Genomic DNA, 22039 nt, shown 5'->3' with positions numbered 1-22039 from the left:
TCTACTTGTGGATAAGTGCCATAAGTATACCATAAATGGGGTTATCCACATGTGGATAACTGGATATAAATAAAACCGCTATTCTTTGCATAAGTCAAAGGAATAACGGTTTTTTGTTATGATAAGCAGAGAACTGAAAAATCTATAATGATTTGGAGTGAAACATAAAAAATGAAAAAACATGTTCAAGTCGTAGGGGCTGTCATTCGCAACGATCATAATGAAATATTGTGTGCACTTCGTAGTAGCCAAATGTCATTGCCCAACTTATGGGAGTTTCCTGGTGGAAAAATTGAGCTACATGAAACGCCTTCGCAGTCTTTAGTTCGCGAGATCAATGAAGAATTAAAATGTAACATTAAGGTCAAACAACCAATTGAAAAAACGACGTACGAGTACGATGCTATTATTGTTACACTGCATACGTTTGAAGCTGAAATCGTAACAGGAGAACCGATTGCCGTAGAACATGCAGAGCTTCGCTGGGTATCTGTTTCAGATCTTGATCAGCTTGAATGGGCTCCTGCCGATATTCCTGCAGTTGAGTACATTAAGAAAGAGTTTGCCACTCTTTAAACAGTTCAATTGATAGTGGAGAATGAAGTGACCAAGTCACACTAATCGGTTTAGAACCTGTACTTTGAAGATGCTTTAACTGGCCAAAGTATGTGAACGGTAGCGTTTTTCCTTGTTCTTTATCTGCTTTACGCATAAACAAATGAATACGAATTCCTTCGCTCTCATGGTTTTGATATAAAGTACCGGCTTTACCTGTAGCAGTTGCATTACTTTGAGACTGCCAGTGGAAACGATATTGATCTAAGAAATAATCGTTATATTTTAGTTGCTCATCAATGGCTTCATCTTTGTGTAAATTCACGAATAAAATGTAATCGTCACCAGCTTGAGCTACGCCTTCACGCCAAGAACCTTCCTGACTTGGTGAACAAAGAAGACGTTGGATAACAGAACGATTGTATGTTTGATGTAATAGAAACGCCTGGTCTTCGATCAACCAGTTAATTCGATCTGGTAGTTGATGAAATGCAAGTAGACCTGCTTGGATAAAATGCATCATATATGAACGTAATTCAGTTGATTGTTGAAGTGCTTGGACGACTGTATTTGAAAAGCGATAGCGCTCTTCTGATACAGCATCTAGCAATTGAATACGGTCATTTTTAAACGCAGTAGACCAGCGTTTAAAAAGATGATGAATAATAGGTCGCTTTGAAAAAGAGTGATTCGTCGATAAGGCGAATTCTTTGAAAACTTCTTGTTCAATATCTTGTACTGAAGCAGAAGGATGATGCAGTAAATGTTTTAAAATCAGTAAGCTGAAGGGCTCGCGAATTGGGAATAGCCCTTCGAGCTGTTCAACAATTTTGCGTGTTGTGTCATCGAGCAATAAACGTAGTTCTTCATCGGTAGCATGTTTTTCAAGTTGTTTAAGACGTAATGTACTTCTCCATTGCTGAACAATACTTTCAATAGCTGGTGCGTCTTTATGCGTAACTAAATCATTTAAACTCGGAGGATTTCCGATCATACGTGTCAGCCTTTGATAACTTTCACGGAGCTGTTTGCTAGCTGAAAACTCTATTTTTTTCATTTGTTCAATAATAAATCTTTCTGTAATTGAATCTAGAATGGCTAAAGATCCTTCCGGTAAAATCGGAAAATGCTGTTTTACAGCAGTAGCAATTTTATAACGATCAATAGAATGAAACGATTGTTGACCAGACAACACAAGCGGTGCAACAAAAGCCTTTTGACTATTTCCGATAAAATCTAAAATCGTAACAAATTCTTTTGAGCTATGTTTACGTAAGCCTCTCCCCAATTGTTGAATAAAAATAGTAGGAGACTCCGTAGGACGTAAAAATAGCATGAGATTGACTTTTGGAATATCGACTCCTTCGTTAAACAAGTCAACTGTAAAAATATATTGTAGTGGATCTTGATCGTCCTCTAGTCGGCGAATGGCTTCTTCGCGTTCTTCTTCAGACTGTTTACTTGTAACAGCCATTGCTTCAATTTGATGTCGTTTAAATTCTTGCTCCATAAACTCTGCATGATTGATATTGACGCAGAATCCTAATCCAACAGCCTGATTACCACTGAATCCAAATTTACGAATCATTTCAACAATATAATCTGTTCGTGTTGAGCGTTCGAGTGCAACAACAAGATCTTGTTCTACATAAAAGCCGTTTTGTTGAGGAATAAGAGAATAATCAATCGATTCATCATCTTGAATACCAAAATAATGGAATGGTGAAAGTAAATCTTGTGCTAAGGCATCATACAGACGAACTTCGTAAGCGACATTATAGTCAACAAGCTGGAAGATATTTTGACCATCCATTCGTTCTGGTGTTGCCGTTACGCCAAGAAAAAATTTCGGCGTAAAGTAGTTAAGAATGTTTTGGTAAGAAGCAGATGAAGCGTGATGGAATTCATCAATAATGATGTAGTCAAACGTATCCTGTAAAAATTGATTAAGATGAACCTCTTTTGAAAGTGTTTGAACGGTAGCGAAGGTAAATTGTGCATCTTGAATTTGTTGTGATCCTGAATATCTACCAAATGTATAACTTTCATTTGCAAAAACTTGCCTAAATGTATGCTCAGCTTGTGATAGTAGCTTTCCACGATGTGCAACAAATAATACTTTTTTAGCCTGAGCTTGACGGACATCAAATGCTGCTAAGTACGTTTTCCCCGTTCCTGTTGCCGCAATGACCATTGCTTTTTTTTCTTTTCGCTCGCGCAAACGATTCAGTTCTTCTAAAGCTGGAATCTGCATGAGGTTTGGTTCAATAACGGTGTAATCGACAGCGGGTTCGGCAACTGTATCGCGGATAGAAAATGATCTTATAGATGGTGTTTCTTGTTGGTACTGTTCGTATTGAACTAATAATTCTTCTGTACATATAGTCGCTTCGTGGCTGTTCCAAAGCTGTTCAAACAAGTTTTTTGCTTGAGTGACTAATGTTGTGACGGGTGTAGAAGGTATACGAATATTCCATTCCATGCCGTGCGTTAAAGCTGATTTTGATAAATTAGAAGATCCAACAATAGCACTATCCAACTGATCAGGACGTGAAAATAAATAGGCTTTCGGATGAAACGCATGATTTTTTTTAATCGGTTCATAAATTTTTACTTCGATATTGCTGAATTCCATCAAATGCCGGATAGCCTTCGCTTCTGTAATATTCATATAAAATGAAGTCAAAATGCGAATTGGTTTGTTTTGAGCTTCTGCTTCTTTTAAAGCTGGTACAAGCGTTTGGATTCCAGAATGTCGTGTAAAACTCACCATCCAATCAGCAGCAGATGCTGTCCATAATTCTTGATTGATATGATGCAATAACTGTTTTTGTTCGAGTTGGCCAGGAGCAATGAGTTCCCAAGCACGCAAAGAATTTTTATATTGTGTAGGTAAAGCATGAGTTGTGCTAGTAGTGAGTTCACGATGAAGCGGCGAGTCGATCGGAGGTTGATTTAAATGAAGGAGCCATTCATTGACCGTTTCAACCATTTGATCAGGTTTATCTTGTTTTTGTAAATGGTCTAAAGATTGATATAGTACTTGATTAAGGTGTGTAAGTAATTCTGTTGTGTAGTCATGTGCTGGTACAGAGACACTTGTTGTATCAGATTGTGAGTTAGTTTCAGTTGAAGAACGTAGTGTTTCATAATAAGACATGGTTATCCTCCGAATGATAGTAAATGGTATTTATAATGAGTAAATCATCAATAATATACCAATAAATAGATAAATAAAGTAAAAAAATCATCGTTTAACTAAAAAGTTAAACGATGATTTTTGTTTATTAATTTGAGATTCGCTCCACAACAGCCTCAAGCGATACTTTGACATTACCAGCCAATGCTCGCGTAATCATACACGAACCTTCCGCTTTTTCAGCAAGACGTTGCGCCTTCTCCAGATCACGATCCGACAGATCGGCTGGCAATAACAGTTTCGGACGATGAATGATCGCGTCGTATGTGAAGACACCGTTCGTGACATCGACGATGCCTTCAGATTCCATCGTTAACGAGACTTTTGGAATGTGACTACGCTCAAGCATCGCGGCAAGCGTGATGATATAGCACGTAGCAGCTGCCCCGAGTAACATCTCGTCTGGATTCGTACCAACCCCTGGACCATCCATGGCGTCCGGAATTGAGATTTTTGTTTTTAGTTCACCCGTCTCGATCTGACCAACATCATTGCGATTGCCCGGCCAGTCTGCGGTTAAATGAAAGTGGTGCTTCATGATCAATCGCCTCCATGCCTCCATCATACGAAGTTCAGCATGATTTTTCGCCTATTCTGCTCATGTTCAATTAGAAGAGAACGATCAGCTAAAAATTTGGTCGATTTTTTCGATATCCTCTTGTGACAACTGAACATCTAACGTACGCAACGTATCCGTCACCTGATCCGGTCGTTTCGCACCAGGGATGATGGCATCGATACCGTCCTGTGCCAAATACCACGCGAGTACAACGTGTGCGACTTCCGCATCATGTGCTTCTGCGATCGGACGCAGTTGATCGACTTTTGCGAGGTTTTCCTCGAAGACATCTTTTTGGAACAAAGGATCGTTTTTTCGTAAATCATCAAACGTCGTCTCTTTTGTATATTTCCCTGCCAATAATCCAGCAGCGAGTGGGAAGTACGGGACGAACGACATACCGTTCTCAACGATATACGGGAGTAACTCTTTTTCCGCATCCCGTTTGAATAGGTTGTATTCCCCTTGATAGACGTCGACATGTCCGTCTTTATTCGCTTCCTTCAGTTGTTCAAGCGAAAAGTTCGAGACACCGATTGCGCGAATCTTTCCTTCTTTCTTCAGTTCTGCGAGTGCTGCGACTGCTTCATCCTTTGGTGTCGATTCATCCGGAAAATGAATGTAATACAAATCGATATAGTCTGTCTGAAGGCGTTTTAAACTCTCTTCGACCGATTGACGGAGAAAGTCTGGTGAATTGTTCATGACGACGTTTCCGTCAACGAACTGATGCGCACCTTTCGTCGCGAGGACGACATCTTCTCGAGCGACTGTGTCTTTCCAGACCTCACCAACGAGTTCCTCCGAACGTTCTGGTCCGTAGATGAAAGCTGTGTCGAGGAAATTGATTCCTTGCTTCAAAGCGACACGAACGAGATCGCGTCCGGCTTGCTCATCGAGATTCGGATACAAGTTGTGTCCACCGACAGCATTCGTACCGAGACCGATGGGGTGAACGAATAAGTTAGATTGACCGAGTTGAACATGTTTTGTCATGAAAATGACCTCCTTAAACGATATCGAGTGGTTCTTTTTTCGTTGGTGCTGGGAACGCTTGATCAAGTGCAGCGAGCTCTTCCTCTGTTAAATTCAGGAGCGCGGCGTGACCATTGGCTTCGACATGATGTGCCTGACCAGCCTTAGGAATCGCGATGACGTCACCTTCACGAATCGCCCATGCGAGTAGAATCTGTGCCGGTTCAACGCCATGTGTCTCAGCGAGTTCCTCGACGGTCGGATGATTCAGAAGTTGATCACGTAATGAACCACCTTCTGCTAGTGGGCAATACGCCATCACTGGTATACCATGCTCACGTAGTAACGGTAATAGTTCATACTCGATTCCCCGTGATCCAAGGTGATAAAGTACCTGATTGACAGCGCATTGATCACCACCTGGCAGTGCCAACAGTTCCTTCATGTCTGATACGTCAAAGTTCGATACACCCCAACGGCGAATCTTGCCTTCTTGTTTTAAAGCTTCCAGCCCTTCGACGGTTTCTTTGAGTGGAATATCACCACGCCAGTGAAGGAGGTATAAATCGAGATAATCGGTACCAAGACGTTCAAGTGTGTTGGAACAAGCCTGCTTCAATGCCTCTCCGCCAGCATGATGCGGATACACTTTCGAGACGAGAAAGACTTCCTCTCGTCGATCTGCAATCGCGTCGCGAATCAATTCTTCAGAAGCACCTTCCCCGTACATCTCTGCCGTATCGATGAGTTCCATTCCACTATCGAGACCGACACGGAGTGCTTCGATTTCTGCTTCGTGCTTCTCCGACTCTTCTCCCATCCGCCATGTGCCTTGTCCGAGTGCCCGAACATGTGTCTGATCGGGAAACGCCACCGTTTTTTGCTTTAATGCAGCAAGTATCAACGTCTTTTCTGTTGCGTTCATCGTTCTTCCTCCTTTAGTAGAGAGACAATAGTAGGGTTTACCACGCGAACTCCGAACAAAAACGTCTTCTTCAATAGAAGGAGACGTCACCAATGCTCAAACAAGGGACCGTGATCACCGAATACAGGATCTTGAGTTGGACGCATCACCTGACGAATACGTTGAAGATTTTCCGGGCGTTCACTTGTTTGACCTGTCAGCGTGTCGTAATCTTGACCATCCGGATAGGCACCGATCACTCGAAAGTGTCGGCTTGTATCAAGTGCTTTATGTCCTGTACCGGCAGGAAGTAAGAGAATATCTCCACTCGTCAAAGTGAAGGTCTTACCGAGCGGACCACCCAGCTGAACGGTTGCATGCCCTTCAAGAATCCCGATCACTTCATGGGCAATACTATGATAATGATGAAAGTCAAAAATGCCATCCACCCAGCTGTTACGCCAGTCATGTGCATGGAAGGTCTGTTCGATGTGTGATGGCTCTGCAAATGCATGTCGATAAATCAACACGGGGAATGTCGGGTTGTTCGGAATGTGCCCGTCATCCTCAAAGTAAAATACCTCAACGCGCATCTTCGTTGCTCCTTTCTCTGATGTGGCACAAAGTAATAATTACATCTGTAATTACCCGTAATTAAATATCATCAATCGTCCGAGCATCTTTATGGCGTAACGAATTCGGAGGTGCTAAGATGCTTAAGTTAACGAAATTACAAAGGAGGCTTTCCGATGATCGCCATCGAAGCAAAATTAGAAGTACAACCAGCAAAACGAGAAGAGTTTTTAGCAGCAACAAAAACGTTAGTAGAAGCATCACGTGCTGAAGCTGGAAACATTGGCTACGACTTGTTCCAAAGCACAGAAGACGAAAATGTCTTCATGATGATTGAAAAATGGGAAGACCAAGCTGCAATCGAAGCACACAACACGAGTACTCATTTCGGACAGTTCGTTGCGTTTGCACAAACGGCTCTCGCTAAACCATTAGACGTTCAATCGTTCCAAGCATAATCATAAGCGATTGACGAGACACATAAGGAAGGTATTCTAGGTTCGTGACCTAGCATATCTTCCTTTTTTTGTTTCATGCGACATGATCGGTTAAAGCCTTTATTTAAGTTAGAAGTATTCCACTTTTCTTTTACAATCGTATGACATTTCACTGAAACTGTTAGTTTTTCCCTGATTAGGGCATTATTCTTATAAAGACACAAAAAGGAGGCTTTTATCATGAATGAACGAACGAATGCACCAGAGTCGAAGCGATCATTCTTCAAGATGCCTCATACATATGCCATCATCATGGCAATTCTCATCATCTCAGTCATCTTGACGTATACACTTCCAGCAGGACAATTCGATCGTGAAAAGCAAGACGGACAGACTGTCGTCATCGATGGTACATATCGCGCGGTAGAGTCTGCGCCTGTCAATCTCTTTGGTTTATTTGAAGCAATTCCGCAAGGCATGGAAGCGGGTGCTGCGATCATTTTTTACATTTTCTTAGTTGGTGGTGTCTTCGGTATCATTCGTCAAACCGGTGCTATTGAAGCGGGAATCAATCAATTAATCCGTCGATTTGGTCAAAAAGGGCACATCATGATTCCGATGACGATGTTCGTCTTTTCAATTGCCGGAGCAACGATTGGTATGGCAGAAGAAACAATCATCTTCGTGCCAATTGGGATCATGTTAGCACGTGCCCTTGGATATGATGCGATGACAGGAGCCGCGATTGTCAGTCTAGGGGCGGCGGTTGGTTTTGCCGGTGGGATGTTGAATCCGTTTACGGTAGGTGTCGCTCAATCAATTGCGGAAGTACCGCTCTTTAGTGGTCTCGGTTATCGAACGGCTGTTTATATCGTATTTTTAGCGGTGACGATTCTTTATGTCATGAACTACGCACGGAAAGTCAAACATGATCCGGCGCGCAGTCTTGTTTTTGATCTCGAACAACGTCGTTCGGAAGAAGCAGCGACGACGATTTCAAGCTTTTCGAAACGTCATGCTTTCGTCTTACTGGTTTTAATCGGAGGCATTACGCTCAATGTGATCGGAATCTTTGAGTGGGGCTGGTATTTGACAGAATTAACCGCATCCTTCTTGATCATCGGGATGATTGCGGGAATCGTTACGCTTGGTGTGAACGGTACGTTCGAGAGTTTGATTGACGGCGCAAAAGCCGTGACGTTCGGCGCCTTGATTGTTGGATTTGCTCGAGCAATCGTCGTTATTCTCGAAGAAGGACGTGTTATCGATACGGTCATTTACGGCTTATCGAATGCCGTAGGACATTTACCGACGTTCTTTGCCGTCATCGGGATGTACGCCGTGCAATTGATTACAAACTTCTTTATTCCATCGGGGAGTGGACAAGCGGCGACGACGATGCCCATCATGGCACCATTGTCGGATTTACTCGGGATCGAGCGTCAAGTGGCTGTCTTAGCATTCCAATATGGAGATGGACTGACGAACATGATTTTCCCGACGAGTGCGCATTTGATGGCATTTCTCGCAATCGCAGGCATTCCGTATGAGCAATGGTTACGCTTCGTCTGGAAACTCTTCGCGATTTGGATTGCCTTGGCATGTGCTGCCTTATTACTTGCCGTAACGCTTGGTATTCAATGAAGTCGACCTTTCGGACATCTGTCCGGAAGGTTTTTCAGTTGCAGGAATCGGGAAGCGTTATCACGAACGGAATAGGTAATGACTAAAGGGGGAACTGAAGTGACATATTCAATCGTTGGGTATTGTGAAAAAGAACAAGCGTGGGGTGTTGCCGTTCAGTCGAAGTTTTTAGCGGTCGGGAGTGCCGTACCATTTGCGAAGGCAGGAGTGGGTGCGGTAGCGACACAATCGTTTGCAAACACGACGTATGGTCCTGAAGGATTGCGGATGATCGAACAAGGCGCTTCAGCGGACGAGGTGCTACGTCGATTGACGGAAGCAGATGAAGGACGAGCGGATCGCCAGGTCGGGATCATCGATGCGAATGGCAAGAGTGCGACATTCACGGGTGAGGGATGTAACGACTGGGCAGGCGGTATTGCCGGGAAACACTTTGCAGCGCAAGGGAATATTCTTGTAGACGGTAATACGGTGAAAGAGATGGCACGTGTCTTTGAATCAACGCAAGGTCCGCTTGCAGAACGTTTATTGCGTGCGTTAGCAGCTGGTCAAGCAGCAGGCGGAGACTCACGCGGAATGCAGTCAGCGGCACTGCTCGTCGTCAAGGAGGGTGGCGGATACGGTGGATTCAACGACCGTTATATTGATTTACGCGTTGACGATCATCCGAGTCCGATTGAAGAGCTCGAACGCATCTATCAACTGCATACCCTTTATCTACAACCGAGTAAGCCGGAGGAAATCAAGCCGATCGATGATGTCTTAGAGTCAGAGTTGATGGATAAATTATTAGCGCTTGGCTATCGCGGTGATTTCGAAGACGCGTTCCGAACATATCTGCACACGGAAAACTTCGAGATGCGCGAACAAGCGGATCGTGCGATTGATACACGTGTTCTCGCGTATATTCGATCCCAATGAAAAAATGACAGGATGGACCTCGGTCCATCCTGTCATTTTTCATACTTGTGTCGACTGGGCGCGAATCGGTACTTTGAATCCGGTCGCGATGAATCGTTCCATTTCCGGTTCCGATTTAGCGTTCAAGCCAACTGTTCCGTCTCCTTTTAATGCCACGTTCGTCAACTTGATACGCGTGATGTCTGGACCGATCGTAATCCCGTGTTTGGCGGAATCCTCGATGCGGATATCACGAAGGCGTACATCCTCAGCTCCGTTTTCTCCCCCAAAGATTTGGATGTCCGTTTTCGCTTGACGGAATCCGCTCATCTTCAACTGACTGATCGTGACGTTCCGAGCCTTATATTGAATCCCGATCATCGGTTGTTCTTGATAGTCATAATACGGATCACCGAGCACCGTAAAATCATGTATGACGACATTACGATAAGCGGAAACGACGAGCGCACGCGGTTTTGAATTCGCATAGAGTTCTGTATATTTAGGAGTCTGAGCAATCAAACGCGTTGCGATGATATTATAAGCCGTCTGAGACGTCGGATCAGTCGCTTGATGGTGACCGATGTGTCGGAAGTTAAAGGCGCGATGATCATCAATCGATAGGTGTCCGACGATTTTGACGGTCGAGGCAGCAGAAGAGGTTGCATGTGCCTTAATCTCAAGTCCACCGAAACAACGACTTGTTGCGTTATTGAACAACCAGACGTCGCGTGATCCATCATCGACTTCGATTCCATTTGAATTGGAAAAGCCTTCTGCATGGGCACGTCCACTTGGATCATGCATGAAACAGTTCGAGATGAAGAGATGATCGCTATGATGCGTCGTAATCCCGTCATCGCCGAATCCATAACCGGTCAATCCATCGAACCAGATGAATGAACTACTTAAATTTGCTCGAGCTCCATCTCCGTTGTAATTGTAATATGGTGTCGAGATATCAAAACAGTGAAGTCCCGGGTTGACGGCCTCAACATCAAAGACCCAGCCATAGGTGACATGCGCATACGTAAGACAACTGGAGTGGTTGCCCCATGTGCTACTTTTTTTCGCGTCACCGATGCGTTTAATGTTCCAATCAAGCGTCATTTTTTCGACGAGTAGATGATGATTGCCGAGAAGATAATTTTGGTTCGTCACGAGACGTCGTCCTTTTGATGACTCATCGTGCATCTTTATAATCGTTTTCCCTTTACCGGCTCCCGTTAAAATCGTGTAACTAGGCAAACGAATCCCCCGAACGACGTACGTACCGGCTGGGACATGGACTTGTCGATGTCCATCACCGATTGCGTCGATGAACGCTTGTGTATCATCCGTCTGTCCATCACCGACTGCACCGTAGTTCGAGACATCGACGGTTTCGACATCGCTGATCAAACGTTCGAACTCATGATTGAGACGACCGAACCAACTCGGTCGAATCTCATCGCGTGGTGTCACGAAAGCGGGTGTCAGCGGTAGAATATGTTTATCACGGTTCGTCAAAAATAATGGCGAGATCATTGAACGAAGCGTTCGACTGAGGTTAGGATTGCGTCGTGGTGCGACGAATGGACTATCGTGTAGCAGTTGTTCCGCTTGTCGAACTGCTTGTTCGTTGGTTGACGTTTCAACGTATTCCTGAATCAACGCCGCATTTTGATACGGATCATGCGTGTGATCGAGTTTTAACATGAAATGGTTCCCCTCTCTGAATAGGTCTGTCTACCTTTTCCCCTCTCTTTACACAATCATTCCTTGTTTCAAGACATCCATAAAAATACACAAAAATTTTTAATATGGATTATAATGGTATTTAAAAGAGGGGGTCTTCTGATGTCACTTCGAAAACGACTCGTAATTGGTATCGGACTGATTTTGCTGCTATTAGGGATCGGTAAGCCACTGACAGAAGCGGCTGTTCAAGCAATGAAGCCAAAAGCGGTTCAGCCGTCTGGAATCGAAACAAATAGATCGTGTAAACCGAACTGCAAGAAAAAAGGCGAATTGTTAAACATTCGATTTCTTTCATGGTTACCTAAAAAGAAAATGAAGAATGATGAAGATTTACGTGCTTGGGATACCAAGAAAAAGCCGAAGAAGCAGAAAGACCTCAAACCGAAAAAGAAAAAGAATAAGATCTTCACTATAGGAGTTGAAAATGCTAAACGAGGTACGAATGAAAAAGGAGGATCGTCCTCATCGATGTTACTGATGAGTCTGCTTGTTCTCCCTCTAGTCATCATAAGCTATATCGTTTGGCGGAAACGTCGAAAGACCAAGAAACAAGATGAAGACTTGATAAGAACGGATATCCCGTTGCAGCCTATACATAACGATTATGTTTCGATCGAGAAACAAATTGATTTACCGGATGCCTGGATTCGCAAACAGCTCATCCAGTTCAATCAGATCCTACCGGTCCGTTTACAGCGGCATGATACAGAGACGTTTCAGGAATGGTTCCTGCGGATCGGATTTCAACCTTCCCATCTCTTAATAAAAACCTATCTCTTAGAACGGTACACAGAAAAAGCTACTACGTTATCGGAGAGGGATAAACAAACGATCCAGGGAGAATTCGGAGACTTCGTCCACCAGTTCAATTGAAACTTTTTGAATTAGGTGACGTAAATGGAACAGGAAAGGGGAGATGATGATGTACCTAGCAGATGCTGTGAAATTAAAGAGTATCCTGAGGAAACAGCTTGATCAGTTGATTGAAGAGATGGAGCGCGTCGCGTTCATTGATTTAGAAAAGGGAGAAGCACTCCCCGCGCAACAAGGTCGAACCTTAACCGATGTCGAAGCCGCCATGGACATCGTACGTCATGACATGCGGGTCTTGGATCGTCTCGTTTATGCAGCGAATTTAAACACCGTAATTGAGACGGAGGAAGGAGACATATCACTCGTCGAAGCGATCGAGTGGGCTACCCAATTACGGGCAAAGGCACAAAACTATCAGATGCTCGCAAGTCGACCAAAACGCGAGTTCCAATATGGATTCGAAGGGACGACGATCATTCGTCATGCCTTGTTTGATCCAGATGCCTATCGTTTAAAAGCGGAGGAAGTGGAACGACGAGCACACAAAGTATCGAATGCAATTAATGCCGCGAACTACCAGACGACGATCGATTTTGATGGTGGACGTTACATGTAATTCCTTGGCGTGGTGAGACTCCGCGTCAAGGGGAGGGGACGGACCTCAATTTTCCTCTGTGGAGAAGAAATGGCGACGGCAAACCGATGACCACGAACCATTGACAGATTGACCTGTTACCTTTGACCACCTATGGAACCCTGATGCTTTTTCCGTCCCCGCTCCCTGTCGTTTCTTTGAGAAACGGCAGGGATTTTTAGTGTGTCGATGGAAACAACAGGGTATAGAGAAGCACAAGCGAAAGGAGAGAGATCATGGAACACACTTTTTCAGCATTCGTCGTTCGCGAAGTCGATGGATCATACGAGGGGAATATCGAGACAAAGCACGTCGATGATTTACCAGAAGGAGATATCCTGATTCGTGTCACACACTCATGCGTCAACTATAAGGATGCTTTATCGATATCGGGTAATCGTGGGGTGACGAAATCCTATCCTCATACCCCGGGCGTTGACGCAGCAGGATACATCGAACAAACGACAGATGAACGATTTCATATCGGTCAAGCCGTCGTCGTCAATGGCTTTGATTTCGGGATGAACACTTCAGGCGGATTTCAAGAATACATACGCGTACCAGCCGATTGGGTGACGCTACTCCCAGAATCCATTCGTCCATTAGAAGCGATGCAATATGGAACGGCCGGATTGACGGCAGCGCAATCGGTTGATGAATTGTTGCGAATCGTCTCGAAGGATGCAGGACCGATCCTCGTGACGGGAGCGACAGGTGGGGTTGGTACGATTGCGATTTCTTTACTGATTCGATTAGGATACACGGTACATGCTGTGACCGGAAAACGAGTAGAACAAGAACGATTGCTCAAAAAAGGGGTGGCTAAGGTACTAGACCGCACGACATTCCTAGAAGAAACCGATCGTCCTCTAAAAAAAGGGCTTTATGCCGGTGTCATTGATACGGTCGGGGGACCATTGCTCGCGTCCGTCATTCGCTTCGTGCAATATGGTGGTGTCGTCACGACGTGTGGGAACGTCGGTGGGGCAGAAATGACGTTGACAGTCTATCCCTTCATCTTACGTGGTGTCCGCTTGATCGGCATCGATGCGGTGCAAACACCAATCGCCTATCGCGAAGAGCTATGGCAACGTTTAGCGAGTGACTGGCAGGTCGATCTTGCGTCAGAAGTCGATATCAAAACACTAAACGATTTACCTGAAATTACAGAAGCCTTGCTGACTTCACGTCATCGTGGTCGAACTGTCATCGAAATTTAAATATTTCGAGTAAACATTGGTGGTATAGTGGGGAAAAACTGTGTCGACTTTTTCAGGAGGAACCATACATGAGTGAACACCAACAAGAACAAGAACGACAGTCTCGACAAGAAAGACGGAAACAAAAACGCAATCGTCGAGGGATTGCTTTCGGAGGTATTTTAGCAACGCTTTTCATCGTCGGTGGTTGGTTATACATGTTGACGAACAACGACGCTTCTCAAGCAACATCGACGCTCGAGAAGCCGAAAACGACTGATCAAGCAACACAAAACGAAGAGTCAAAGAAGAAAACAGCAGCAACGGATGATAAAAAAGAAGCGAAAAAAGAAAAGAAGAAAGCAAAGAAAAAAGCAGCAGAGTATGCGCAAGCGGCTTGGGTGACGCGTCCGTTCGCGAACGTTTACGGTGATGCGAATCGTAGTAGTGTCATCTACAAAGCAGATTTAGGTGATGTTTATGAGGTACTGGATGCAAAGGACGGCATGGTCCATCTCAAACTCAATGACAGCATCGAAGGATACTTACCGGAAAGTGATGTTCGTTTGGAAGCACCAAAAGGGACGTCAGACGAAGCCGTTCTTGCGGCGCTCTCGCAAGCAGTCGCTAATCAACCGATTGACAAGCCGGAGCAGTATCTCGGAAAACCGATTGCTGAATTCGAAGCGAAGTATGGTGCTGTTGGTAATACACAACAGGATGCCGTCAATACGTATTACTTCTCGAATGCTGGATATCTGCTTGTCGTCTCGGATGGAATCATTGAAGCGATTGACTGGACGAATGCTTCGACTGGTGGATTATCGACACTGGGTGAACCTGTCGTCGATACGAGCTATGGTACGTGGTACGAGGGAGAATCCTTACAACTAAAAGTGTTCCCGGATAACGGAAAGATGCGTTTACGTCTTGCGCGTGATCCTGGACAAGAATGAATGAACGGCGAATTCGCTTCAAGCGAATTCGTCTTTTTTTGCGCAAAAAACCTCCCGAGTCCGACACTCGGGAGGAAATATGAAAATCCTTTGGGAGGAGATTTTCTTAGTAGACGCCTACTGCATCAAATGATTTCGCTGCAGCTGTTGCTTCTGCACTTGTTGAACCGTAAAGGTCTTTCGCCGATTGAACGACTGCTGCACGGAGTGAGCTGAAGTTCGAGTTCGGAGTCAAGTACACGTTGAGAGCACGGTAGTAGATCGCACCGAGTTTCGGCACGCCGATTCCTGTGACAGATACGTTGTAGAACGTTCCACCGTTACCGAGGAGGTAAGCGGCTTTGTTGATGATACCAGAGTTGATGTGGACACCACCGTTATCTTGTGTACCTGTGTAACGTTTAGAGTAGTGATCTGGATCACCGTAAGCTGCTGGGTTCGACATCGAGCGGAGTGCGTCACCGCTGACTCCTGGTGTGTAGATGTCTTCTCCTACGAGCCAGTCGAAGTTCGATCCGACTGAGTATTCAGCAACCGTACCCATGATATCTGAAACGGCTTCGTTGATCGCACCAGATTCGTTTTGGTATACGAGACCAGCTGTGTATTCTGTGACAGCGTGCGTCAATTCGTGTGCAACGACGTCGAGTGCGCCAGAGAGGTATGTGAACGTTGAACCATCACCGTCACCGTATACCATCTTCGTGCCATCCCAGAATGCATTGTTGTAGCTCGTTGAATAGTGAACCGTTGAGTTCAGAGCAGCACCTGCATTGTCGTAACTGTTGCGACCATATGTGTTCTTGTAGAAGTCATATGTTTTAGCAGCGTTGACGTGCGCACTGACAGCTGCGCGGTCATATGTCGTATTAAATTGGTTATCGAGATCAGCCCAGAGTGATCCTGGGAGAGTGTTACGGTTTTTCGCGTCATATGTGTAGATTCCTTTACCGCGTGTTGAATCTTGAAGATAGTAATACGAACCACTTTTCACTGTGTTGAATGTCGCGCTTGTCCCAAGAACCGTTGTTCCCGTACCGACAGCGTTTGTACCTGTTACAGTGTTGACTGGCTTTGCATGTGCGAGTTGGTCATATTTATTAAGTACTTTACCTGAGTTCGCATCGATGAAGTAAGTCCAACGTGATGGCTCTTTGCCCGCGAGGACTGTCGATGTGACTTTGTATGCATAGACAGCATCATCTTTTACTGGATAGATGACGAGTTCTGCTTTTGGAGCGACTTCGAATTCAGAAGCCTTGATTGCTTTTTGATAAAGTTTGATAGCTTTCTTTTCAGAGAGCGTTGCTTTTTTCGCGAGACCTGGTTTTCCTTTGACGTTGATCGCATCGTTTACGACTGCTTTCAAAGTACCGTCTTTCGCGACGTTCCCGACGACGACACTACCAAAGACAGGGACGCCATCCACTTCTTGTTGGAGACGTACGATCTGTGAAGATCCGTCTTTTTCGACGTTCTGAACAGCAAAGTCACCTTTTTTGTTCACGAAATCTTTAACGATCGTTGCAGCTGGTTCTGACGAAGCTTTCGTGAGCTTACCAGACTGAAGACCTTCTGCACCTACTACCGTAGGAACGACAAGTACACTTGCGACAAGCGATGTAGCGAGAAACTTTTTCAAAATAAATCGCCTCCTTGTTTGGGTTGAGTCTAACTATGCCAAAGAATCAGAGAAGCGAGAATAAGTCATTCGAATTAAATAGAATTTTCTGAATATAGTCCGTAGTACCTGTACTGAATTATTAAGTGTAAAAGATATTTCAAGACGAAAAAAGAACCATTCAAGAGAATGGTTCAGCGAATGCGTTGGTAGAGATGGTGGACGTCATCTCGGGTCTCATCAATTTTAAAATCATGTGGGTCAAGCTCAATTCCTTGTTTTGAAGCGAAGCGTTGGATTTTCTCGAACGATTTCCAAATTTCGATATCCGGTCCTTCGTGCTTCCAGAAGACATAACGCGCAGCAGGAATCCGATGCCCTTTCATACCTTTAGGAATCTGTTCAAGCGACGAGACGGGATACCCGACACATTGCGAATATTTGGTTCCGTTTCGTTCGAGCGAGATATCGAGCGGATAACTGTCCAGCTTTGCAGGGATCTCATGCGAACGTCTTGAAAATTCACGCCAGAGTTCCGGCATCAATGTATGCAACTCGTTCTCTTCACACGTCAGTCCAAGTCCCACAAAATAAAATTCATGGCGTTCAACGATTTTTGGATGCATCAGAAACTCCCTTCCTTCTTATGACACGTCCTCGACGGGCGAACGCTTCAAATCTAGAAATAGACGCGTAAAGGTGGCGTCCCATTGTGTACCCATACCTTCTTCTAAAATCGACAAGGCTTTTTCTGCGGACATTCCCTTACGATAAGGACGGTCGGATGTCATCGCATCATAGGCGTCAGCAATCGCCATGATTCGACCGAAGAGTGGAATGTCCTCTCCTACGAGACCTTCCGGATACCCCTTTCCGTCATAGCGTTCGTGATGGTACTTTACCCCAGGAAGAATCGGTTGTAACGTCTTTGGTAGCTGAACTTGCGATAGAATGTGCACACCGATGACTGGATGTTGCTGAATGATCTGAAATTCTTCGTCTGTGAGACGTCCTTCTTTCAATAACACATCGTCTCGAATCCCAATTTTTCCGATGTCATGTAACAGCGCGGATTTACGTAACAGTTCGATTTGTTCGTTCGGTAGATTGGCAGCGATAGCGATTTCGACTGAATAGGCAGCGACACGAACGGAATGACCGGCTGTGTAAGGATCACGGGCATCTAGTGTCGCAGCAAACAAGGTAAACAAACTATCAAGTAACTGTTCGTTTTCCGCATCACGCTTTTTAATACCTTCCATCATCAAGTTAAAACCAGAAACGAGATGGGAGAACTCGTCTGAATATGGATTCGGTAATGAGACGAGTCGATTGCTTTCGACATCTTGAATCCCTTGTTGCAGGGTAGCGATTGGTTTACGGATGTTTTCATAGAGAAGAAGACTACAAAACGTCGCAACGGATAAGATGACGATTAAAATAAGTGTCGCCCAACTCCAGTAAGAGCGAAGGCTCTCATTTTCCGTTAACTGGACAGCTGAGGCGAGAACGAACAGCATGATCGGGAAAACACCGATGATGAGTATGCTGATGAGCATTTTTTGTCTTAGCGTGACAACTGTCGTTTTTTTTGGAAAATCAAATCCATGTTCAAAAGCATACTTCTCTAACGTCAGAAGCATGTGCTCCGTGACACGATAGGTTAGAAAAAACTCAATCAGCGCATGCAGAATGGCGACGAGGACCGCACCAAAACAAGCAAGACCAATCAAATAGTACGGCATCTGTAACCATCCTTGAGAGATCGCTAGTGCTGTCAGAAGTGAAGCGGGAACAGAAAGTCCTAAAAAATGAGGTCCCATGATGCGCTGGACAGTCAGTACCGGAAAACGATGTACCGTTTGATAAGCCTCCTGAAACGAGACGAGAGACGGAATATCGTTTTGGAAGAAACGACGTAAAGGGTGAATATGTCGCGAATAGACTGTGTATTCGAGTAAAAACATCAGACTGACAGATACGGCCATGAGCCCCATCAACATCAATTGTTCGGTTCTAGTGAAGGTAAGCGTCTCAAAAATAAACAGACATCCGACGCCGAAGACAGCGACGAATGAACCGATTAGATAGTTCCTTAGTAAGTGACGTTCAAAACGTTGTAAAGCGCTCATTGTATCCTCCCTTAAGTGAATTAGAGTGCTTTCAGCGTACCGTTTTCTAAAATAATAAGAACGTATTTTTTTGAAAAAGAGGTGAAAGAATCCTTTGAAAATCTTTTGAAAATAATCCCCAAAAATAGGTATGGTTACAAAGCACTAATTGTCTTAAAAGCAATTGATTAACGAAATAAAATAATCTATGATTTGAATATTCAGAAAAGTATAGTAATCAGATGCTTTTCACTACTACATAGGGGGTCAATTCACGTGGGAAAAAAGAAACAGCTTAGTCTAGCCGTTCTATCTGGAATTACGGCAGCTGCATTTGCTGTTGGTCCGGTCTTACCTGGTGGGCAGGTAACGTCCGTACAAGCAGCAGAAAAAGTAGCACCTGGTGCACCGATGGATTTGAACACGGTCGATCAGGATCGATTAGCAAAAGTGCTTGAAAAACGTGGGGTCATCTCAAAAGCAGCTTCAGCAGAAGCAAAACAAAAAGCCGTTCAAAAGTATCTGGACAAAAAGGCGAACGGAAAACCGGCCGTCGATCATGACCACGATCATGAATCAAGTAAAGAAGCCGCGTTTGATAAGAAAACAAAAGACTTCTTAACAAAACAAAAGGAACAACTTGCTAAACAATTAAAGAAAAAACACGACAACTACAAAAAAGGTAATCCGAATGGCTTCGTCAAAGTGGATAAAGCAAAACAGGCAGCCTATAACGGTGCGACACGGACGGACAAAGTCCTCGTCCTTCTCGTCGAGTACAGCGACTTCAAGCACAACAACGTCGTTCAAGAGCCTGGATATATGTATTCAGATGACTTCAACCAAAAACATTATCAAGATTTAATGTTTGGTGATCAAGAGTTCGAACTCTTCAACGGAGACAAAGTAAAAACGTTCAAACAGTTCTATGAAGAACAATCAGGTGGTAGTTACTCGGTAGATGGTACGGTGTCCAATTGGTTGACTGTTCCTGGAACAGCAAAAGATTATGGTTCGGATAATCCTGCAGGTGGAAACGATAACTTGCCTGGCGCAAAAGGACCACGTGGTCTCGTCAAGGATTCCTTGAATGCAGCTGTTAAAGCTGGCATTAACTTAGCAGATTACGATAAGTTCGACCAGTACGATATGGACGGCGATGGCGACTTGAATGAGCCAGATGGTCTCGTCGATCACTTGATGATCATTCATGCTGGTACAGGACAAGAAGCAGGCGGCGGTAAGCTCGGTGACGACGCGATCTGGTCACACCGCTGGACACTTGGTAGCGTGTATCCGGTTGCGGATACGACGGCAAGCGTCAATTACTGGGGCGGAAAAATGGCTGCTTATGATTATACGGTTCAACCAGAAGATGGTGCAGTCGGTGTCTTCGCGCACGAATTTGGTCATGATCTTGGACTTCCTGATGAGTACGATACACAGTACACAGGTCAAGGTGAACCAGTTGCGTCTTGGTCGATCATGAGTGGTGGTAGCTGGAATGGTAAAGTTGCTGGAACAGAACCAACAAGTTTCTCACCACAAAACAAAGAGTTCTTCCAAAACGTGATGGGTGGAAACTGGGCAAACATCCAACAGATTGATTTTGATTCACTCACGAAAGCAGGAACGGCATCGTATCTCGACCAGAGTGTCACGAAATCAAAAAATCCTGGTATCATCAAGGTCAACTTACCGAAAAAGCCAGTGAAAGGTATCACGCCGGCTTACGGTAAGAAGTATTACTACAGCACGAAAGGTGACGATTTGCATACGTCGATGACTTCACCAGAATTTGATTTGACGAATGCAAAAGAAGCGAAGTTCGACTTCAAAGCCTTTTACGATGTTGAATTCGATTACGATTACTTGACAGTCACAGCTACTGCTGACGGGCAATCGAAAGTCATCGATACAATCGGTGATCAAGATACAGACGGTGATCAGCGTGCCGAATCAACAAAAGGAGCATGGGTTGATAAATCATATGACCTGAGCGAATTCGCGGGTAAAAAAGTCACGTTGAAATTTGAATACGTGACAGATGGTGGACTTGCACTAGACGGATTTGCACTTGATAACGCGAAGTTGACAGTTGACGGTAAAGTCGTCTTTGAGGATGATGCAGAGGGTACTCCGAAGTTCACTCTAGATGGTTTCGTTGCTTCAGACGGTTTCTCTTATGCCGATAACGCGTACTACCTCGAATGGCGTAACTATGCAGGCTCGGATAAAGCACTCGAGCATGCACGAGGCGTTAAGTACAACACAGGTCTTGTCGTCTGGTATGGCGATTCAAGCTTCAACGATAACTGGGTTGGCGTACACCCAGGTGAAGGATTCCTCGGAGTCGTCGACTCACATCCTGAAGCAATCGTTGGAACACTCAACGGTAAGCCGGTTACGACAGGAAGCACACGTTACCAGATCGCAGATGCTGCTTTCAGTTATGATAAAGCACCTGCATGGCTCATCGATTCGCCATCACGTGGACTCTATGACTACAAAGGTCTCCCAGGTGTGACGAAGTTTGATGATTCGAAATCGTACATCAACCAGTTGATTCCGGACGCAGGGAAATTGCTTCCGAACAACGGGCTGAAGATTCAAGTCATCGGTGAAGCGAAAGACAACTCTGCTGGAGCAGTCTGGATCCACCGTTAAAAACAGAAGAACAGGTTCAGTTTCGGCTGAACCTGTTTTTTATTTTAGTTATGTAGAAGAAGTGGAATCAATTGGAAAAAACATTGGTCTGACAACTTGACTTTTAAAGCGCATCCATTCTATACTTACGTTAGCTTAATATTGTTATTGTCATTACGGATTCACATCGTGTCACGAACAATCTTTTCGTTGCTCCATGTATTTCGGGACAATAATGAATTCTTTTCATATGCCCAGCATATGTATTAAGTAATTTATTTTTGGAGGTTGTTCCCATGAACACAGGTAAAGTAAAATGGTTTAACGCAGAAAAAGGTTTCGGTTTCATCGAAGTTGAAGGCGGAGAAGACGTATTCGTACATTTCTCAGCAATCACTGGTGAAGGCTTCAAAACTCTTGACGAAGGTCAAGAAGTTGAGTTCGAAATCACTGAAGGCGCACGTGGAGCACAAGCTGCTAACGTCGTAAAACTTTAATTTCAACTATTCAATCGTCCCTTTTCGGAGGGGCGGTTTTTTATTAGACTAATATCTTGAATTCAAGATAAATGTG

Annotated in this window: 19 protein-coding genes; 10 read left to right on the top strand and 9 right to left on the bottom strand. The window is 44.5% G+C overall.

What is annotated here, in order from left to right; genetic code table 11:
- Positions 1-171 precede the first annotated feature (171 nt).
- Positions 172-576 (top strand): 8-oxo-dGTP diphosphatase MutT, encoded by a 405-nt coding sequence (mutT, locus tag AYO36_RS13505; protein WP_064300723.1) that lies wholly within the window; start codon positions 172-174, stop codon positions 574-576.
- On the opposite strand, the gene AYO36_RS13500 is transcribed toward mutT, so the two are convergent.
- From AYO36_RS13500 to AYO36_RS13480, 5 genes are all read right to left on the bottom strand, one after another.
- On the bottom strand, positions 551-3715 hold the full coding sequence (locus AYO36_RS13500; protein WP_064300722.1) for a DEAD/DEAH box helicase: 3165 nt from the start codon (positions 3713-3715) through the stop codon (positions 551-553). The genes mutT and AYO36_RS13500 overlap by 26 nt on opposite strands.
- 127 nt (positions 3716-3842) lie before the next feature.
- Positions 3843-4295 (bottom strand): OsmC family protein, encoded by a 453-nt coding sequence (locus AYO36_RS13495; RefSeq protein WP_156501866.1) that lies wholly within the window; start codon positions 4293-4295, stop codon positions 3843-3845.
- A gap of 81 nt (positions 4296-4376) precedes the next feature.
- Positions 4377-5309 carry an aldo/keto reductase gene (locus AYO36_RS13490; RefSeq protein WP_064300720.1) on the bottom strand — a complete coding sequence of 311 codons (933 nt, stop codon included), beginning with the start codon at positions 5307-5309 and terminating at the stop codon, positions 4377-4379.
- A 13-nt stretch (positions 5310-5322) separates the two neighbouring features.
- The gene (locus tag AYO36_RS13485) at positions 5323-6213 is read right to left on the bottom strand and encodes an aldo/keto reductase (protein WP_064300719.1); all 891 of its coding nucleotides are present in this window, start codon (positions 6211-6213) and stop codon (positions 5323-5325) included.
- Between the two features lie 86 nt (positions 6214-6299).
- Positions 6300-6785, bottom strand: coding sequence for a cupin domain-containing protein (locus AYO36_RS13480; RefSeq protein ID WP_023469764.1), 486 nt, complete (start codon positions 6783-6785; stop codon positions 6300-6302).
- 156 nt (positions 6786-6941) lie between these two features.
- On the opposite strand from AYO36_RS13480, the gene AYO36_RS13475 reads away from it, so the two are divergent.
- The 3 genes from AYO36_RS13475 (at position 6942) to AYO36_RS13465 (ending at position 9767) form a co-directional block, all read left to right on the top strand.
- On the top strand, positions 6942-7223 hold the full coding sequence (locus tag AYO36_RS13475; protein ID WP_064300718.1) for a putative quinol monooxygenase: 282 nt from the start codon (positions 6942-6944) through the stop codon (positions 7221-7223).
- A gap of 219 nt (positions 7224-7442) precedes the next feature.
- A complete protein-coding gene (locus tag AYO36_RS13470) occupies positions 7443-8846 on the top strand; it encodes a YfcC family protein (protein ID WP_064300717.1) in 1404 nt (467 codons plus the stop codon).
- A 99-nt stretch (positions 8847-8945) separates the two neighbouring features.
- Positions 8946-9767 carry a DUF1028 domain-containing protein gene (locus AYO36_RS13465; RefSeq protein WP_035395554.1) on the top strand — a complete coding sequence of 274 codons (822 nt, stop codon included), beginning with the start codon at positions 8946-8948 and terminating at the stop codon, positions 9765-9767.
- 39 nt (positions 9768-9806) lie between these two features.
- Here AYO36_RS13465 and AYO36_RS13460 read toward each other — a convergent pair whose 3' ends face one another.
- Positions 9807-11444 carry a glycosyl hydrolase family 28-related protein gene (locus tag AYO36_RS13460; protein WP_064300716.1) on the bottom strand — a complete coding sequence of 546 codons (1638 nt, stop codon included), beginning with the start codon at positions 11442-11444 and terminating at the stop codon, positions 9807-9809.
- 141 nt (positions 11445-11585) lie between these two features.
- Here AYO36_RS13460 and AYO36_RS13455 point away from each other — a divergent pair, with 141 nt between their 5' ends.
- From AYO36_RS13455 to AYO36_RS13440, 4 genes are all read left to right on the top strand, one after another.
- Positions 11586-12359: a hypothetical protein gene (locus tag AYO36_RS13455; protein WP_064300715.1), complete on the top strand. Its 774-nt coding sequence runs from the start codon at positions 11586-11588 to the stop codon at positions 12357-12359.
- Between the two features lie 49 nt (positions 12360-12408).
- Positions 12409-12915: a hypothetical protein gene (locus tag AYO36_RS13450; RefSeq protein ID WP_064300714.1), complete on the top strand. Its 507-nt coding sequence runs from the start codon at positions 12409-12411 to the stop codon at positions 12913-12915.
- Positions 12916-13169: 254 nt separating this feature from the next.
- Entirely contained in the window at positions 13170-14153 is a 984-nt protein-coding gene (locus tag AYO36_RS13445; RefSeq protein WP_064300713.1) for a YhdH/YhfP family quinone oxidoreductase, read from the top strand.
- A 68-nt stretch (positions 14154-14221) separates the two neighbouring features.
- Positions 14222-15088 carry a hypothetical protein gene (locus tag AYO36_RS13440; protein ID WP_064300712.1) on the top strand — a complete coding sequence of 289 codons (867 nt, stop codon included), beginning with the start codon at positions 14222-14224 and terminating at the stop codon, positions 15086-15088.
- A gap of 106 nt (positions 15089-15194) precedes the next feature.
- Here the strand turns inward: AYO36_RS13440 and AYO36_RS13435 are convergent, their stop codons facing one another.
- From AYO36_RS13435 to AYO36_RS13425, 3 genes are all read right to left on the bottom strand, one after another.
- A complete protein-coding gene (locus AYO36_RS13435; protein WP_064300711.1) occupies positions 15195-16730 on the bottom strand; it encodes a M4 family metallopeptidase in 1536 nt (511 codons plus the stop codon).
- Between the two features lie 173 nt (positions 16731-16903).
- Positions 16904-17335 (bottom strand): GyrI-like domain-containing protein, encoded by a 432-nt coding sequence (locus AYO36_RS13430; RefSeq protein WP_050677192.1) that lies wholly within the window; start codon positions 17333-17335, stop codon positions 16904-16906.
- Positions 17336-17353: 18 nt separating this feature from the next.
- A complete protein-coding gene (locus AYO36_RS13425; RefSeq protein ID WP_064300710.1) occupies positions 17354-18841 on the bottom strand; it encodes an HD domain-containing phosphohydrolase in 1488 nt (495 codons plus the stop codon).
- 255 nt (positions 18842-19096) lie between these two features.
- Between AYO36_RS13425 and AYO36_RS13420 the strand changes: the two genes are divergently transcribed.
- Entirely contained in the window at positions 19097-21487 is a 2391-nt protein-coding gene (locus tag AYO36_RS13420; protein WP_064300709.1) for an immune inhibitor A domain-containing protein, read from the top strand.
- Positions 21488-21762: 275 nt separating this feature from the next.
- Positions 21763-21963, top strand: coding sequence for a cold-shock protein (locus AYO36_RS13415; RefSeq protein ID WP_023469752.1), 201 nt, complete (start codon positions 21763-21765; stop codon positions 21961-21963).
- The last annotated feature ends 76 nt before the right edge of the window (positions 21964-22039 follow it).

This window comes from Exiguobacterium sp. KKBO11 (assembly GCF_001644945.1).
GTDB classification, from domain to species: domain Bacteria; phylum Bacillota; class Bacilli; order Exiguobacteriales; family Exiguobacteriaceae; genus Exiguobacterium_A; species Exiguobacterium_A abrahamii.
Note: the sequence above shows the minus strand (reverse complement) of the source record. Positions and strands in the feature narration are given on the sequence as shown.